Genomic DNA, 17,442 nt, shown 5'->3' with positions numbered 1-17,442 from the left:
TGGCCAGGACTATTTCTGATTACGGTTGGTAAATTCAGCCATGTTCTCTTTGGTGATCAGCTGATACGGCACGTCGATGATTTTTTCCACTTTCTCGCCATTCGCCAGCTTGATGGCCGCGTCGACTGCGCCTTCACCCTGGCCTTTCGCATCCTGGAAGATGGTGGCGATCATTTTGCCGCTCTTCAGCATCTGCAGGGCATCCGGAGTGCCATCCACGCCAGCGATGAGAATATGGTTCGGGTTTTTGCCCAGTGCCTGCAGGGCGCCGATCGCCATTTCATCGTTGTTGGAGGCGATGGCCTGGATATCCTCACCGCTGGTCATCCAGTTGCTGACCACGTCCACGGCGTCATTGCGGGTAAATTTCGCGGTCTGCTTCTGGACGATTTTGATGTTCGGGTATTTCGCCACCACCTCTTCCACCCCTTTGGTACGATCGCGGGTGGACTCATTCGCCAGGTCGCCGAGCAGGATCGCCACATTGCCCTTACCGTTCATCGCTTTCGCCAGCGCTTCCATCTGCAGACGGCCGGCGAGAATGGAATCCGACCCCACATAGGCCATCTTGTCGGTCAGCTCCGCCTGCGGACGGCGGTTCACAAACACCAGCGGGATCCCGGCTTTGGTGGCCTGATCCATAATCGGTTTCACCGCATTGGTATCCACCGGGTTGACGATAATGGCGTCCACCCCCTGACCGATAAAGTTTTGCACCTGCTGCAGCTGCTGGGAGACATCCCCTTTTGCGTCCTCGATCTGCGATTTAACGCCGTCTTTTTTCATCTCTTTTTGCATCGAGGTCCGCAGGATCGTCAGGAAGTTATCGTCAAACAGCGCCATGGAGACGCCAATAGAGACGTCTTTTGCCATAACCACCGCAGGCAGCATGCAGGCTAACAAAGAGGCAACAATCGTTTTCTTAATATTCATAGTTGATCCTTGATTTTGTAGGTACGCCGGTGAATGAAACAAAATGAAAAATTAATTTCAGTTACGTTGCGGCAAATGTCTGCTGTGATATCGACGACGCTGCGGCACCTCTCGCACGCCATCGTGATCTAAATCACAAATTACGGCTGTTTTTTCATCACTTTTTTGAAACGTTAGTCCATTTACGCCGCAACCTGGATTTCAGACCATTTATTTCATTAACAAGACATTTGAAACTTTTATAAGTAAATAACTGAAATGAAAATTTTAAAACTATGCAGTAACAGAATTTTGACAGACATCTAACATTGCCGCATAAATGAGCGAAAAATGAGAGGCAGACAACGCTTTGACGCGATCGCTTCCCCGCCAGGCGGGTATTTACCCGCCAGGGATAGTCATGCGGTCAGGAGGGGATACGCCGACCGACTCAGTCGACGTTTTCGGCGCTGTAGAGGATAAAGTCGACTTTACCGTCGGCATAGGTTTGCGGCTGGTAGCCGGACTCCAGATGGCGCAGCATCAGGTCGATCGCCAGCTGGGCGTGTTGGCGGGTGTTCTGATCGAGCGTTAACGCCAGACTCCCCTTCGCCAGCTGCTGCCGGGTGGTGTTGTAACGCTCATGGGTGATCCAGCAGACGTCGCCTTCGCGGCGGTGGCGGGCCAGCGCCTCGGCAATCTGGGTATTGCCAAGCCCGGTGTTATAGATCCCAACAATATTCCGGCTGCGGCACAGGGCTTGTTCCAGCAGGCGGGTGATCTGCTCCCGCCGCTCCTCACCCGCCAGCACGTCGCTGAGCTGCAGGTGGGGAAAGCGCTGGCTCAGCACCTCGCGAAACCCCTGAATGCGCAGGCGATGCGCGCTGTAATCTTGCCGGCCGCTGACCATCAGCACCTCGCCGGGCCGCGGCGTCATCCTCCCCAGCATTAACCCCGCCGTGCGGCCAGCCTGCAGCTGATTGATCCCCACGTGGCAGAGTCGGTCGGCGCCGGGCAGGTCCGTCGCCAGGGTGATCGCCGGGACGCCCGCCTCCCGGCAGCGGCGCAGCGCGTCGTGCACTGCGGGATGGTCATTGCCGAAGACGATGATCCCCTGACGCTGCTGGCAGCTGCGCACAATGCGCCGGGCCAGGGTCGTCGGCTGCGACTCCGGGACAAAGGTGCGGTGCAGGGTCAGACGGCGATAGCCGAGGCTATCCGCCACGGCGGCAAAATCCTGCGCCAGCTGGGGAAAGAAGAACGAGTCATTGCTGCTGAGAAAGACCTCAACCTGCCAGGGAAAGCGGTGCTCCTCCGGCAGGATCCGCTTCAGCCCCGCCTCGCGCGCCGCCTGCAGCACTTTGCGGGTGGTCTGCGGCGATACGCCGCCGCGTTCGTTCAGCACCCGGTCAACGGTGGCCACGCCGACGCCAATCTGTCTGGCCAGCATCGCCAGTGAAATGTTTTTCATCGCCCCTCTCTTCATGATGGAAATCCATCAAAACGGCAGTGTCAGTGAGTTTAGCAAACCGATTATGGTGGCAACGTCCCCTCGCCATTCTGGAGAAAAAAATGATCTGCAAACGTTTTGCCCTGGTAGGCAGTGGTTTTATCGGTCAGGTTCATGCCGCCAGTCTTGCCCGTCATGAAGGAAGTGCGCTGACGATGGTGGCCGATGCCGCCCCGGAGCGCGCCCAGGCGCTGGCCGCCCGCTATGGCGCCCGGGCGGTGACAGTGAGCGAGGCGATCCATAGCGACGCCATCGACGCGGTGCTGATCGCCAGTTCAACCCCGTCGCATGCCGAACTGCTGGAAGCCGCCGCCCGGGCGGGCAAGGCGGTCTATTGCGAAAAACCGATCGACCTCTCCCTGGCGCGCGCCCGTGAGGTGGTGGAGCGGGTGCTCCCCCTGAACGTGCCGGTGACTGTCGGCTTTAACCGGCGCTTCGACAGCAGCCATCAGCAGCTCCGCCGCCAGCTGGAGCAAGGGCTGATCGGCCGGGTCGAGCTGGTGCAGATGGTCTGCCGCGCCTCCACCATGCCGCCGCTCGACTATCTGCGCAGCTCCGGCGGCCAGATGCGCGATCAGGCGATCCACTTCTTCGATCTCCTGCGCTTTCTCACTGGCGATGAAGTGCGTACCGTGGCGGCGATGGGCGCGGCGCTGGCCCTGCCGGACATTGCCGAATTTGGCGATGTCGACACCTCCATCCTGATGATGCAGATGCGCGGCGGCGCGCTGGCGCAGCTGGACAACACCCGCCGCACCGGCCACGGGTATGATGAACGGATCACGCTGCTGGGCGCCGAAGGCGCGCTGGAGTCCGGTAGCCAGTCGCCGGCGGGCCCTACCCTGTGGCGCGGCAATCAGCGCATTGAGCCGGGCCTGTGGCCGGACTGGTTCAGCCGGGTACAGGGATCTTATTACCAGCATCTTGACGCCTTTATTCGCGCCCTGAATGGTGAAACCGTGGCCGATCTGCCCGGCCTGCTGGACGGCCTGCAGGCGCAGGCCATTGCCGAAGCGGCGGTTCAGTCCCTGCAGCATGGCCAGTTTGTCGCCGTCGACGACTGTCGCTGAGTGGTTGCGTGGCAACCGCCATCAGGCGCTGTACCAGCCTTTATGCCGGGCGGCGGCGATGCCTTGCCCGGCCTACATAACACTGGCATTAATATGCTTTAATATCAAACGGTTGCAGTAAAATCGTAGGCCCGCGCAAGCGCAGAGCCGCCGGGCAACAGACATCCGGCATCGTACGCGTCCTGGTGCCGGGCAATGGCAGACACGCTCGCGCTATCTGCAAACCAAAGCCCGGCCGGCTCCTTAGCGTTCTTCGTTAAACACCGCGCCCACCTGGCGCCGCACTTCATCCATCACCTGCAGATTCTGCAGCACCCGACTGAGCGGCCGCAGCGGCGAGTCCTGCAACCCCTGCCCGATGCACCAGGCAAAATGCTCCGCCTGCCAGAACAGCTGGTCGTAGCGATTGCGCGGCTCTTCCCAGCGCAGCACCTGCCCGCCCTGGCTGGCGGCGAGCGTAAAGCCGCCGGGGGCGTAAAACTGACCGTCGATCGTCAGGGTCGCCTGGCGTCCGGCCACCACCGCCCCGCCCGGCGTGTTGCTGAACAACGTCGTGTTTAACAACCCCTGCATCCCGTTCTGCCAGCTAAACAGCATCGACGTCTGACCGTTAAGCCCCTCCGCCGTGGCGCTGCCGCGGGCGACAATCTCCTTCGGCATGCCGCCCACCATCAGCGCAAACGAGGTCAAATAGCTGCCGAGGTCCATCATCGGCCCGCCGGCAAGGTCGGCATTGAAGATGCGGTGGTCGGGGGTGAAATACTCGCCGTGATCGGCCAGCAGGGTATGCAGGTCGCCGAGCGCCCCATCCTCCAGCAGCTGGCGGATCACATCATATTTCGGCGCGTAATCGCACCACATTGCCTCCAGCGCCAGCTTCCCCTGGCGGGCGGCTTCGGCCTGCAGCTCACGCCCTTCGCCGAGGTTGAGCGCGAAGGGCTTCTCAATCAGCACGTGTTTACCCGCCTTCAGCGCCTGCATGCCGTCGGGAAAGTGATGGTTGTGCGGCGTCGCAATGTACACCGCATCAATATCCGGGCGCGCCAGCATCTCCTCCACCTGGCCGTAAGCCTGGGGGATCCCCCATTCCGCGGCCACCCGCTCGGCCTTCGCCTGGCTGCGGGAGGCCACCGCCACCACCTGCTGCCGGCTGTAGGTTTTCAATGAGTGCACAAAGCGCTCGGCGATCCAGCCGGGACCGATAATGCCCCAGCGCAGGGAGGGAATGCTCTGCGCCGCCGGGCGGCGCGGGATCGGTAAGTGTGAGGGAAACATAGCGGCTCCTTAGTCTTTAACCACGTTCACCCAGCGGCGGCTGATCATCGAGGCTTCAATCGCCGACAGCACGCGCTGATTCTGCAAACCAAATTCGAAGTTGGGATAGCAGTCGCCCTCCCCGCAAATCCCCTGCACCAGGTCATGCACTTCGATCACCTTGACGTCAAAATAGCCCAGCCCACCGCCGCCAAAATCGAAGCCGAAGAAGCCGGCATAGGCCGGGATCTGGCTCCCGGCATACAGCGTCTTAAAGCCGCGGTCGTGTTTATCATCGTTGAAGCGATATACCTGCAGTTCGTTAAAGCGCTCCCCGTCCATATACAGCGTTCCTTCGGTGCCGGAAACCTCCCAGAACACGCCGAAGATCCGCCCGGCGGCGATGCGCGAGGCCTCAATCACTCCCGCCGCGCCGCTGTCGAAATTGACCAGGCACTGAACCTGATCGTCATTTTCTACTTCCCGCCACTCGGCATCGGCCGCGACCCGGCTGGCATACCCGGCATCGAGCTGCGGCACCGGACGCTGACGCAGGCAGGTTTGCGCGCTGGCGGTCACTTCGCGGATCCCGCCCAGCAAAAACTGGGCGACCGACAGGGTATGGGCGCCAAGGTCGCCAAGCGCCCCGCTGCCGCCGAGGGTTTTCGAGCAGCGCCAGGACCAGGGCAGGTTCGGGTCGTTATAAAACCCCTGATCAAAGGTGCCGCGAAAGCGCACCGGTTCGCCAATATCGCCCCGGGCGATAATCTGCTTTGCCAGCAGTGCCGCCGGCGTTTTGATGTTGTTAAAGGCCACCATGGTCTTCACCCCCGCGCGCCGTGCCGCCTGCGCCATCTCCTGCGCCTGCTGCTCGTTGACCGCCAGCGGCTTCTCGCAATAGACATGTTTACCCGCCGCGATCGCCGCCATCGCCATTGTGTAGTGCAGATGGTTCGGCGAGGTGATATCCACCACATCAACCTGCGGATCGTTTACCAGCTCGCGCCAGTCGCCGTAGGCCTTTTCCGCCCCCAGTTTCGCCGCATGGCGTTCAGCCAGCGCCTGATCCTGATCCGCCAGCGCGTAGAGATGCGGGCGCTTCGGCAGATCGGGATAGAACATGGCCGCGCGACGGTACGCGTCAGCGTGTGCCTGACCCATAAAACCCGAGCCGATAAGACCGATATTTAACCGCGCGCTCATGCTGCGTGCTCCTCTGACGGTGAAGGGGAAGATAAATGGTGCGCCAGCCAGGCATAGGCGCGGCGGGCGGTGGCCAGCGGCGGCGCCATCGCCGGGTCCTGCTCGGCTTCGATAATCAGCCAGCCGCGGTAGTCACTGCGCCGGACGAAGTCGAGGATCGGCGCATAGTCGATGCAGCCGTCGCCGGGGATGGTAAACAGCCCGGCGCGCACCGCCTCGTTAAAGCTCAGGTTTTCACGATACAGACGCCCCAGCACCTGCGGACGGACGTCTTTCAGATGCAGATGGCGGATACGGTGGCCATATTTTTGCAGCACGCGCGGGATCTCGACCCCGGCGACAAAGGCGTGTCCGGTATCAAACGCCAGCCCGACGTTGTCATGGGTATGGGACAGAAACCGCTCCAGCTCGTCATCGTGCTCCACCAGCATCATCAGATGATGGTGATAGGCCAGCTGGAGGCCATAGTCGCGCAGCAGCAGGTCGGCAAAGGTATTTAGCTTGTGGCAATACGCCGCCAGGCTGACACGGCTTAACGGCGGCGAGAGTGAAATAGGCTCATCAAGCGGGGTTTCACCCGGCAGTTGCCCGCACTCGCCGTAAACCATCACCCTCGCGCCGAGCTGCCGGAGGAGCTGCGCGTGCTCCCGCACCGCCTCCAGCTCCGCTTCCACGCTGCGCTCGGCCAGCAAGCCGCTGTACCAGCCGGACGCCAGGCGCAGGTCAGCCGCCGCCAGCAGCGGGCCCAGCGTCTCTGCCTGGCGGGGAAATTTCCGTCCTAACTCAATGCCCTGATAGCCCGCCTCCCGCGCCTCGCGCAGGCAGGTATCCAGGGGGATATCGCCGCCTAAATCCTCCAGCACATCGTTGGTCCAGCACAGGGGGCTCACGCCCCACTGCAGATGCTCTGTCGCCATCTTGTTCTCCTTTTCACCCTGTGGTCTTGTCTGGCGTCACTATAAGCAGGCGACGACCGACGATGAAAACGGAGAAATGATGGAAATCCATCATTGCGCTGGCGATATATCCGCTATTTCAGGTAACCCTGAAAAATAAATGGAAATAATGCTTGCCGCCGGCTTATTTTGCGGCTAAAAATTACTGGCTTAATAACCCGCTTCAGAGGTTATCCCTTTCATTCGAAATATGATGATAGCAATATGAAAAAAACTCAACACCGCACCGGCGCGGGCTTTAGCCGCGCGCCCAGGCCGGGCCTGCTGTTATTTGCGTAAGTGACAAATAGTCACTTTTAAAACATCAATTACTTAACATTCTCTCTGCAATAATATGACATGCAGCGGGAAGGTACAGTGATAAATAAAATCAGGGTAATGATGTTTTACCAATAAATAACCCATCTCCTTCCTGCTAGTTATTTATCAGGAATGGCTGCGGTTATATTTATTCTGACGCCACCGGGAGAATGCACCAATGTGTATCAACCTTTATGACCATGCACGCCGCTATCGCGATGAGAAACAATAAGATGAATAAGACCTGGCTTTTCACCACCCTCACCCTGGCGCTGGTCGCCGCCGCGCCGGCCCACGCCATTAGCGCGAAATACCGGGAACAGCTTGAACGTTCCGGCTGCACGCAGATGACCGACGGGACCACCTGCGATATTCATAAAACCAAAGCCGAGAATGCCGCCGCCGCGCAGCAGGCCAGCAGCGGCTTCGGCCCCTGGGTGGGCACCTGGTATGTTTATACGGAGTATGGCGATAAAATTGATGAGATTACCGTCACCGCTAAAACGGTGAAAACCCATGGTCATCTGGTCGAGGCGGCGAAAGCCAGCCAGGGCAAACTGACTTTCCGGGTGAAAAGCTCAGCCTTTACCCTCAACAACGCCTTTAACGGCAGCTGGACAAACGGCAGCCAGCGCGGCTCCCTGCAAAAAGTGCAGTAATCTCCCCGCCCCTGCCATCCGGCGGGGGCGGAAAGCCGGGTGCGCTAAGGCTTAAAATCCAGTAGCGGATGGTTAAAGATCTGGTAGACCCCTTCGCTGGCAAAGGGCGGGAAGGTCGTGCGCAGTACCGCATCGGTCACTACCGCGCAGAACGCCGGATCGCCCCCCTCCTGCTGCAGTCCGGTCAGTTTTGCACTGCGGTTAAGCGACAGCCGCACGGAGCATATTTTCCCCTGGTAGCGCGCGCTGTTGGGCAATTGAACCATAACCGCCTCTCTGAGCGTGAAGGCGTAGCGCATCAGTTGGTCCTGCGTGGCTTTGCCCGGCGGCAGTGTGTGCGTATCCGGGGCCGCGGCCCGCTGCTGCATCTGGCGGATCAGTTCCTCCTGCGTCGGATGCTTCTCCTTCGCCGCCTGGCAGCCGCTCAGCAGGCTAATAGCCGCCGCGGTCATGAGGGCAATACCAAATTTGCTCATAGCGTCTCCTTGCGAAATGGTCACTATTGTCGCGCGTCTGGCCACGGCAAAACATCCCGATAAATAGCGGTTAGCGGTTCATAAAGCAGGGCAAAAGACAGGATGGGGATAATGCAGGGAGGACCTCCCGGCGCAGGCCGGGAGGGAGTGCAACGGATTACTTCTGCGGACGCATGGCCGGGAAGAGGATCACGTCGCGGATGGTATGGCTGTTGGTAAACAGCATCACCATGCGGTCGATACCGATACCCAGACCCGCGGTCGGCGGTAAACCATACTCCAGGGCGGTGACGTAGTCTTCGTCATAGAACATCGCTTCGTCATCGCCCGCCGCTTTGGCGTTCACCTGATCCTGGAAGCGCTGCGCCTGATCTTCGGCATCGTTCAGCTCACTGAAACCGTTACCGATTTCGCGGCCGCCAATGAAGAATTCAAAGCGGTCAGTGATTTCCGGGTTGACGTCGTTACGGCGCGCCAGCGGGGAAACTTCCGCCGGGTATTCGGTGATGAAGGTTGGCTGAATCAGATGCGCTTCCGCCACTTCGTCAAAGATTTCGGTGACGATACGTCCCAGACCCCAGCTTTTCTCTACCTGAATACCGAGAGATTCCGCCAGCGCTTTCGCCGCGTCGAAGTTATCCAGATCCGCCATGTTGGTTTCCGGACGGTGTTTCTTGATTGCTTCGCGCATGGTCAGTTTTTCAAACGGCTTACCGAAATCAAACACCTGGTCGCCATATGGCACTTCGGTTTTGCCCAGCACCGTCTGCGCCAGGGTGCGGAACAACGACTCGGTCAGTTCGATCAGGTCTTTGTAGTCCGCATACGCCATATACAGTTCCATCATGGTGAACTCTGGGTTATGGCGTACCGAGATCCCTTCATTACGGAAGTTGCGGTTGATTTCAAACACGCGTTCAAAACCGCCGACCACCAGACGTTTCAGATACAGTTCCGGCGCGATGCGCAGGTACATATCCAGATCCAGCGCGTTGTGATGGGTGATGAACGGACGGGCGGACGCCCCGCCAGGGATCACCTGCATCATCGGGGTTTCGACTTCCATAAAGCCACGAGCCACCATGAACTGGCGCATGGTCGCGAGGATCTGCGAACGGATACGGAACGTATGACGTGACTCTTCGTTGGCGATCAGATCCAGATAGCGCTGGCGATAGCGGACTTCCTGATCCTGCAGGCCGTGGAATTTATCCGGCAGCGGGCGCAGGGCTTTGGTCAGCAGACGCAGCTCGGTGCAGTGAATAGAGAGTTCGCCGGTTTGCGTTTTGAACAGCTTGCCGCGGGCGGCGATGATATCGCCGAGGTCCCATTTTTTAAACTGTTCGTTGTAGACGCCTTCCGGCAGGTCATCGCGCGCCACGTACAGCTGAATGCGGCCGCCGACGTCCTGAAGAGTGACGAAAGAGGCTTTGCCCATCACGCGGCGGGTCATCATCCGGCCAGCCACCGCAACTTCAACGTTCAGGGAAGCGAGTTCATCGTTATCCTTCGCATCGAATTCAGCATGCAATTGGTCAGAGGTATGATCGCGACGGAAGTCGTTGGGGAAGGCTACGCCCTGCTCACGCAGTGCAGCCAGTTTTTCGCGACGAGTTTTCAGTTCATTATTAAGGTCAATGGCCTCATCGGCACCTTGTGCTTGTTGTTCAGACATATGGATTCCTCATAACCTTGCTTTCAAACTAGCTTCGATAAATTGAACCAGGTCACCCTTCCGCGCGGCCTGTCTCTGGGAAGACACCAGAGCACAATCTTAACGATCCTGGATTCACTCCAAGCTGATCTCACTCAGCTATGGCTTCACTAACGGTATTTTTTATCGTTGGCTTCCGCGCCTGCCAGAATATCCACCTCCTGATCACTTGGCTGTTGAGTTAATGTCCCCGGTCGCGCTGCGCTGGCCGGTGCTGCAAATCGCGGCAAAGGCGACAATGACAATCACCGCCACGCAGCCGATAGTCCACTCGCCCATCTGCGAGAAGAAATGCTGATAGGCGGCAATCGCCGTGTCGCTGATTTGCGATTCGGTGGTTTGCTGCGCCACCACCCCGGCCAGCCAGTTGGCGACCGCGCCGGTGGCCAACATATAAATGCCGGTTAATACGCCGGTGACGCCGGGCATGTTCAGACGGGTGATTTGCGCCATCGCCACCGGGTCGATAAACAGTTCGGCAAAGCCCATCATCGCCAGCCCGGCGACCATCATGCCCATCGAGGCCTGGCCGTCAGCCGCGCCGTGGCGGGCATTGAGCGCCAGCAGCATAAAGCCGCCGCCCATCAGCAGCAGGCCGAAAGCGAATTTCAGCCAGACGCGCAGCACCGAACGCACGCTGCCTTCCGGGCGCATCAGCCACGCCAGCACCACGCCGGCCGCCATCACCGCCACCGCGTTGACCGACTGGAACAGCGCGGTTGGCACGTCCCAGTTCAGCAGGCGACGATTGACGAAGTGGTCGATAAACAGGCTAATCGAGCTCCCGCCCTGCTGCGCCAGCACCCAGAACAGCGTTCCGGCGAGCATCAGCAGGACGATCTGCCACAGCGCGCGACGATGCTCCGGGGCTTTGATCATGATCCGCGCCACCATCTGGGCGGCGAACAGGCAGACGAGCGCCAGCAGATAGCCGGACCAGTTGTTTTGCAGCAGCAGCGTGAAGAACACCGGCGCCAGGCACAGCATCACCAGCAGCCAGCCCCAGGTCGGCAGCACAAATTTCACTGCCCGCAGCGCCGGTTTATCGACGCCGCGGGTATGCCGGAAATGGCGGCTGCCGCTTAAGAAAATCATCAGGCCGATAAACATGCCGATCCCCGCCAGCGCAAAGCCGATATGCCAGCCGTACCACTGCGCCGCCAGTCCGCAGGCGATGGGCGCGGCGATCGACCCGACGTTGCCGGCGGCGTACAGCAGCGAGAAACCGCCGTCGCGACGCGGGTCGTCGTGAGCGTACAGTTCGCCGAGCAGGCAGCTGATATTGGATTTGAACAGGCCGTAGCCGCAGATGATGATCGCCAGCGCGACGTACAGACTCCATGCGGAGGTCGACTCGACGCCCAGCACCACGTGGCCGAGGGTCATTAACAGCGCCCCGGCAATCACCGCCGTGCGGTTGCCGAGCAGGCGGTCGGCAAGCCAGCCGCCGAGAATAGGGGTAACGTAAACTAAAGATGCGTAGGCGCTGAACAGACTGATGGCATGGCTGTCGTCAAAGCCAAGCTGGTGGGTGAGATAAAGGATGAGTAAGGCACGCATGCCGTAAAAGCTGAAGTACTCCCAGATCTGGATCGCAACGATGTAGTAAATCGCGCGCGGCTGTGAGGGTGTTTTCATAGGTTCTCCTTGCAGCGTGAAAAAAGGGAAGTGGCAAGCCACTTCCCTGGTGTGCGTCTATTACTTGTTGTTTTCTTCTTTCAGCACTTTAACGGTGTAACGACCATCCGCCTGACGATAGGCCCCGTGGATATCGGTTTCGAAGCCCGGGTAGTGGGCGCCGATTTCGCACAGCATCTGCAGGAATTCCAGCACCGGGCGGCTTTCTTCGGTGATCATTTCACCCGGCATCACCAGCGGCACTCCCGGAGGATACGGCAGGATCATGTTGGCGTTGACGCGGCCGACCATCTCTTCGAGATAAACCTCTTCAGTCTGACCGTGCAGCTCTTTCTGGAACGCGGCATACGGGGTCATCACCATCGATGGCAGCACTTCAAACGCGCGGAACATCAGGTCCGGCAGGTTGTGATGCTCAATCAGTTTGTGAATGTTCTGCGCCAGGTCCTGAATACGCATGTTTTCATAGAATTCAGGATCTTCACGGTACAGCGACGGCAGCATGTTTTTCACCCGCAGGTTCAGGTCGAACGCGCGTTTGAAGTCGGTCAGCGCACGCAGCAGGCTCAGCGCTTTGGTTTTGTCGATACCGATGCTGAACAGGAACAGCAGGTTGTACGGACCGGTTTTCTCAACCACGATGCCGTGTTCGTCGAGATATTTCGCCACGATGCTCGCCGGAATACCGAAGTCATCCATGGTGCCGTCTTTCTTCATCCCCGGCGTCAGCAGCGTGACTTTGATCGGGTCGAGGTACATGTGCTCGTTATCGATGTTTTTGAAACCGTGCCATGCGCTGTCGGAACGCAGCGGCCAGCATTCAGGACCATCGATATGCTCCGGCTGCCAAACGTCGAAGAACCAGCCGTCAGACTCGCCTTTCAGACGTTTGATCTCTTTACGGAACTTGATGGAACGTTCAATAGAGCCGTCGATCAGACGCTTACCGGCGTTACCCTTCATCATCGCCGCCGCGGTTTCGGTGGACGCCACGATCCCGTAGTGCGGGGAAGTGGTGGTGTGCATCATGTAGGCTTCGTTGAAGGTCTCTTCGTTTACGTCGCCTTTCACGTGGATCATCGACGCCTGGGAGAATGCCGCCAGCAGTTTGTGCGTGGACTGGGTTTCGTAGATCACTTTCCCTTCGACGCGGCCGCCGCTCATCCCGCATTTGCCTTCATAGATCGGCGAGAAGTTGGTGTAAGGGACCCATGCGGAGTCAAAGTGGATGGATTTCACATCCAGGGTTTTCTTGATGAAGTCGGTGTTATACAGCAGACCATCATAGGTTGAGTTGGTGATCACCGCGTGTACCGGCCAGGTCGCATTCGGCGTCTCTTTCACACGCTTGGCGATAGTCGCGTGCTGAAATTCGCTCTGCGGAATACCGCCGAGGATACCGTAGGCGTTACGGGTCGGACGGAAGTAGATCGGCGTAATGTCGCTCATCATCATCAGGTGAGTCAGCGATTTGTGGCAGTTACGGTCAATCAGCACGGTGCTGCCGGCCGGCGCGGAGTACATGCCGACGATTTTGTTAGCAGTAGAGGTACCGTTGGTCACCATGTAGCTGCGTTCTGCGTTAAACACACGAGCGATATACTCTTCCGCTTCTTTGTGCGGGCCGCTGTGGTCCAGCAGGGAACCCAGTTCAGAAACCGAAATGGAGATATCGGATTTCATGGTGTTGGAACCAAAGAAATCATAGAAGATGCTGCCTACCGGGCTTTTCTGGAACGCGGTACCGCCCATGTGGCCAGGGGTACAGAAGGTGTATTTGCCTTCACGTACATATTTGAACAGCGCTTTGGTCAGCGGCGGCAGAATGGTGTCGATGTATTCGTCAGTGTTCTGTTTGATTTTGTTCGCGATATCTTCCGCAGCGCCCAGCGCATATTCGAAGAAGCGAACCTGCATGCGCAGATCGTTCAGGCTAACGTCCAGAGTCGAGTAGGTGTTAGCGAACGCGTACAGCGGCATGTACTCGTTCATTTTGCTGATTTCTTCGCACAGTTCGAGATTGTATTTATCCCAGTCGAAGATCACGCCGCACAGACGAGAGTTGTTTTCGATAAGTTTTAATAAGTCGTCACGGTCGTTCGGGTAGACAATACGGAAGTCCAGGCGTTCGAGAGCACGATGCAGTTCACGGATGGGTTCTTCTTTGAAGTAAACACCCATGTGATTCATGATTGCAATAACGTTCATAGTCAAATCTCCAGATGTAGAAAGCCCCTCCCGTCGCGTGATGACAGGTGATGGAAGGAGCCTCAGGAAAAAGGGTTACTGATTAGTGCGCGTTAGCGGGGCTGTTGTTATCCGTTGCGTTGTTCTGGCGCTGGTGCATTTTGCGACCGTAGAACATCAGGATAATCAGGCTAACGATAAAGGTGCCGGCCAGTTCGAAGGAGCTTGCGCCCATCAGCGCGATGAAGCAGAACACGCAACCCAGTACCGAACAAATCAGGCTAACGAAGTTACGAATGTTGATGCCTTCGAAACGAATCAGGTCAACACAGGAGTAGAAGTAAGGCAGCATGGTCAGCAGTACCGCGATACCGGTCAGTTCGCCGAACAGGTCAGAAGCTTTACCACCGGCGGAGTTCATCAGGGTGATCAGCACCATCAGCGCGGTCATTTTCACCGCCGCCAGCAGCAGGCCTTTTTTCGGGATACCGTTGCTATCGACTTCGCCATACACTTTCGGGAAGTTACCGTCGTTGGCGGCACGTACACCGGCCTGGCCAACCAGCATCATCCACGAGCCCAGAGAAGTCAGGCAAGCGAAGGCAGTGAAAGCGGAAACCATCGGAGCAGCCCAGCCGCCGAGAATGGTAGAGGCGCTAATCGCGAACGGCGCACCGGACGCGGCCATCTGAGAAGCAGGATACATACCGGCGATAACCTGAGTCGCGGCGATATAGACGATACCGGCCATCGCAGTACCCAGCATGGTTGCCAGCGGTACGGTACGTTTCGGGTTTTTCACCATCCCGGTACTCACGGCGGCGGATTCGACGCCAACAAAGGCCCACAGGCAGAGCAGGATACTTTTAATGACCGCGTGGCTATCGGTGGTGCTGGAGGTGTTCCAGTTCGCCTGATAGGTGGCGACATCAAACCAGTGCCAGCCGACAACCGCGGTCATCACCACTGGAATAAGCACCAGTACCAGACCAATAGTGGTCAGACGGCTGACCCAGGTCCCGCCGAGCATATTAACGAAAGTAAAGATCCACACGATGGCAATACAGGCAATACCTGCTGGCACCGGGTTATTTAAAATTGGGAAGAACGTTGAGAGATAAGAAACTGCGGTAATCCCGATGGCCAGGTTACCAATCCAGTTTGCATGATAATAAAGCACACCGGTCTGGAAACCGAATGCGGGAGATATTTCCCCGGCGTAGGCAATTGGACCACCCTGTTGCGGGTTCTTAGTGGCCAGTCGGGCATAAACATAAGCCAGAGACATCGCACCAATAATTGAAATTACCCAGCCCCAAATGGCAATACCACCGATGCTGGCCAGGTTCGCAGGTAATAATGCAATACCGCTCCCCATCATATTACCGGCGACGACACCGGTACAGGCAAATAGCCCGATCTTCTTGGCAGAACTCATGGTTGTTTTTCTCCTAAGTTTATTTGGGAGGTACAGATCATGATACAGAACCATTAATTGACCCGACCAACTACCAACAAGATTACTGATTTGTACGAGATAAGTCCTAAAGATAAAGTGAAATAACAACAAACATCAGACAAATGATATTTTGACCTTTTTCGCTTAACATATAAACATGACAACAGGGTGTCAGAAAAAGATAAACATCGTTTAATTACATGGAGTTAGAGAGGGAGGTAAGTGTTACTGAAGTGTTATTCAAAGCCTCCTGAATGCTAAATACAAATAACAACAGGAGACTTCATGAGAAACATAAATTTAACCTCATCATGCCCAAAACCTTGCGCATGATGAGGGTTTACTTATTCTGAAGAGAGGAAATTGTCGAGATACGGTACCACACGATTAACTGATGTCTGGAAAACACCGTTTTCAATCCAGTACAGGGTATCCCCGCCGGGCCGTAAATTAAACGCGGTGATGTAAGAATCGGCAGCCAGTCGGTTCTCTCCTTTCATCTCATAGACTTTGCCTAACAGCACATAATTCAGCCACGACATCTCTAAATCAATCGCACTGTTAATCGCGGTATTCGCTTCGTCGACTTTACCCTTACCCAACGAATCTACCGCTTTTATTTGATAATAAATCGCCATGTCTTTAATACCCGGCATCTCCCCTACCCGCTCAACCTCACTGTAGAGGGCAGCTAGCTGTTTATCGTCCAGCGGCTGCTGCGAATGGCGTAATACATCCACCAGCGTTTTTTCGGCATAGGCGTAAATAAAATCCGGCGCCCGCTTAATCACATCATCCAGCAGGCTACTGGCTTTACTTAATGAATCAACATCGCCCTTCATTAACAGCTGATGCGACTGGTAGAAATAGGTTAACGCCACGCTCTGCGAGGGCTGATATTGCCTGAGCATCGCCTGCATCCGCGCCGGCCACGGTTGCGTCAGGGCATCCGACAGGCTGTTCATCAGATCGTTCTGAATGGTCAGCTGGTTGTCGTTGGTCACAAAGTAGCGTTTATCCAGCATCGTCGAGCTGTCAGCGTTATCCACCAGCTGGACCGACATAAAGCACTGCTGCGCCCGATAGTGGCGCTGATTGACGAACTCAATGGTCAGCGTTTTCCCGGAGCTGCTCGGCTCATTGATGTTGTAGTCCGTTTTGTCATGCACCATAAAGGTCGAGAAGGTGTTCAGCGAGGTGGTGATCAGGCTGGCCAGGCCGACCGCGTAAGAGTGCTGCGACGACCAGTTGGCGCAGGAGTTACCATTGACCAGGTGGATATCGATATCGCGCGGATTGAGCAGCAGGCGCGCCTTGTTGACCGGCGGCCGCGACTCCATGCTCGACAGCGCCACCAGCGCCACACAGGTGCCCAGCGCTAACAGGAACAGCCCCCACACCAGGGCGGTGGTGAGGCGTTTGCGGGCCGATGGCGCGCTGGCGACAGCGGGAGCCGCCGCCGGCGCTGTCACCGGCGCGGTAAGATCGGCGGAGGAGTCGGGGGCTTCTGGCGGCCCACCGGCAGCCGGTGGCACGGGAATAGCGGTCGACGACGAAGGCGTCAGCGCCTCCACCTGCGGGGCGAGTTCCTCCCCCTCCTCGGTGCACCAGATCACCGGCACCGTGAGCTTATACCCCCGTTTGGGTACCGTCGCGATGTACTCAAGGCTAACGTCGTCGCCGTCTTTGAGCGACTTGCGCAGTTCGGAAATACTCTGCGTGACGACGTGGCTGGTCACAACGTTCCGGGTCCAGACGTTTTCGATAAGCTCGTCCCGGCTAAGCACTTCCCCCGGATGGCGGGCAAAAAAGACCAGAAGATCGATTAAACGCGGTTCAAGGGTAAGCTGGCGCCCCTTCCTGCTGATTTGGTTTACAGAGGGGGTTACCAGCCATTCACCGACGCGAACAACAGGTTGTAGCATACAAGAAAGCCCCAGACAAAAAGGGAAAGGCGCGATGATAACACATTTGTCCTACCTATTTTTGCCAGGGGTCACTCCCTCAGGCATTAGGTCAGAATTGGCTTTTTATCAACAATAAAAAGCAATAATTCATTAACATCGTGATCATGAAATTTATATATAGCGATAAAAACGCATTT

Annotated in this window: 13 protein-coding genes; 2 read left to right on the top strand and 11 right to left on the bottom strand. The window is 57.3% G+C overall.

From position 1 onward, the window contains the following. Nucleotides 1–9: 9 nt before the first annotated feature. Both NKJ21_RS23975 and NKJ21_RS23970 read right to left on the bottom strand, forming a co-directional pair. A complete protein-coding gene (locus NKJ21_RS23975) occupies nt 10–933 on the bottom strand; it encodes a sugar ABC transporter substrate-binding protein (RefSeq protein WP_002892597.1) in 924 nt (307 codons plus the stop codon). A 430-nt stretch (nt 934–1,363) separates the two neighbouring features. Then, complete coding sequence (locus NKJ21_RS23970; protein WP_032701031.1) at nt 1,364–2,383, bottom strand: LacI family DNA-binding transcriptional regulator; 1,020 nt, start codon at nt 2,381–2,383, stop codon at nt 1,364–1,366. 101 nt (nt 2,384–2,484) lie between these two features. On the opposite strand from NKJ21_RS23970, the gene NKJ21_RS23965 reads away from it, so the two are divergent. Then, nucleotides 2,485–3,492, top strand: a complete 1,008-nt coding sequence (locus tag NKJ21_RS23965; protein ID WP_012542555.1) for a Gfo/Idh/MocA family oxidoreductase — start codon at nt 2,485–2,487, stop codon at nt 3,490–3,492. 243 nt (nt 3,493–3,735) lie between these two features. Here NKJ21_RS23965 and NKJ21_RS23960 read toward each other — a convergent pair whose 3' ends face one another. The 3 genes from NKJ21_RS23960 to iolE are packed head-to-tail and all read right to left on the bottom strand — an operon-like array spanning nt 3,736 to nt 6,866. Further along, entirely contained in the window at nt 3,736–4,767 is a 1,032-nt protein-coding gene (locus tag NKJ21_RS23960; protein ID WP_239270570.1) for a Gfo/Idh/MocA family protein, read from the bottom strand. Nucleotides 4,768–4,776: 9 nt separating this feature from the next. Continuing rightward, nucleotides 4,777–5,949 (bottom strand): Gfo/Idh/MocA family protein, encoded by a 1,173-nt coding sequence (locus NKJ21_RS23955; RefSeq protein ID WP_048267614.1) that lies wholly within the window; start codon nt 5,947–5,949, stop codon nt 4,777–4,779. Next, nucleotides 5,946–6,866 carry a myo-inosose-2 dehydratase gene (iolE, locus tag NKJ21_RS23950; protein WP_008805488.1) on the bottom strand — a complete coding sequence of 307 codons (921 nt, stop codon included), beginning with the start codon at nt 6,864–6,866 and terminating at the stop codon, nt 5,946–5,948. Before iolE ends, NKJ21_RS23955 begins: the two co-directional genes overlap by 4 nt. Nucleotides 6,867–7,438: 572 nt before the next feature. Here iolE and NKJ21_RS23945 point away from each other — a divergent pair. Next, nucleotides 7,439–7,864, top strand: coding sequence for a hypothetical protein (locus tag NKJ21_RS23945; protein ID WP_032691343.1), 426 nt, complete (start codon nt 7,439–7,441; stop codon nt 7,862–7,864). Nucleotides 7,865–7,908: 44 nt separating this feature from the next. Here NKJ21_RS23945 and NKJ21_RS23940 read toward each other — a convergent pair whose 3' ends face one another. The 6 genes from NKJ21_RS23940 to cadC form a co-directional block, all read right to left on the bottom strand. After that, a complete protein-coding gene (locus NKJ21_RS23940; RefSeq protein ID WP_012968783.1) occupies nt 7,909–8,340 on the bottom strand; it encodes a cell envelope integrity TolA C-terminal domain-containing protein in 432 nt (143 codons plus the stop codon). Nucleotides 8,341–8,497: 157 nt separating this feature from the next. Then, complete coding sequence (gene lysS, locus NKJ21_RS23935) at nt 8,498–10,015, bottom strand: lysine--tRNA ligase (RefSeq protein WP_004202393.1); 1,518 nt, start codon at nt 10,013–10,015, stop codon at nt 8,498–8,500. 204 nt (nt 10,016–10,219) lie between these two features. After that, nucleotides 10,220–11,692, bottom strand: a complete 1,473-nt coding sequence (gene dtpD, locus NKJ21_RS23930) for a dipeptide permease DtpD (RefSeq protein ID WP_239270569.1) — start codon at nt 11,690–11,692, stop codon at nt 10,220–10,222. A 60-nt stretch (nt 11,693–11,752) separates the two neighbouring features. Beyond that, nucleotides 11,753–13,900 carry a lysine decarboxylase CadA gene (cadA, locus tag NKJ21_RS23925; RefSeq protein ID WP_002892486.1) on the bottom strand — a complete coding sequence of 716 codons (2,148 nt, stop codon included), beginning with the start codon at nt 13,898–13,900 and terminating at the stop codon, nt 11,753–11,755. A gap of 82 nt (nt 13,901–13,982) precedes the next feature. Beyond that, the gene (gene cadB, locus NKJ21_RS23920; RefSeq protein ID WP_008805484.1) at nt 13,983–15,317 is read right to left on the bottom strand and encodes a cadaverine/lysine antiporter; all 1,335 of its coding nucleotides are present in this window, start codon (nt 15,315–15,317) and stop codon (nt 13,983–13,985) included. 365 nt (nt 15,318–15,682) lie between these two features. Beyond that, entirely contained in the window at nt 15,683–17,263 is a 1,581-nt protein-coding gene (gene cadC / locus NKJ21_RS23915) for a lysine decarboxylation/transport transcriptional activator CadC (protein ID WP_008805483.1), read from the bottom strand. Between the last annotated feature and the right edge of the window lie 179 nt (nt 17,264–17,442).

This window comes from Klebsiella sp. SWET4 (genome assembly GCF_024296565.1).
Taxonomy (GTDB): Bacteria; Pseudomonadota; Gammaproteobacteria; order Enterobacterales; family Enterobacteriaceae; genus Klebsiella; species Klebsiella variicola.
The sequence above is the reverse complement of the archived record's forward strand: the minus strand, read 5'-3'. Positions and strand labels throughout refer to the sequence as shown.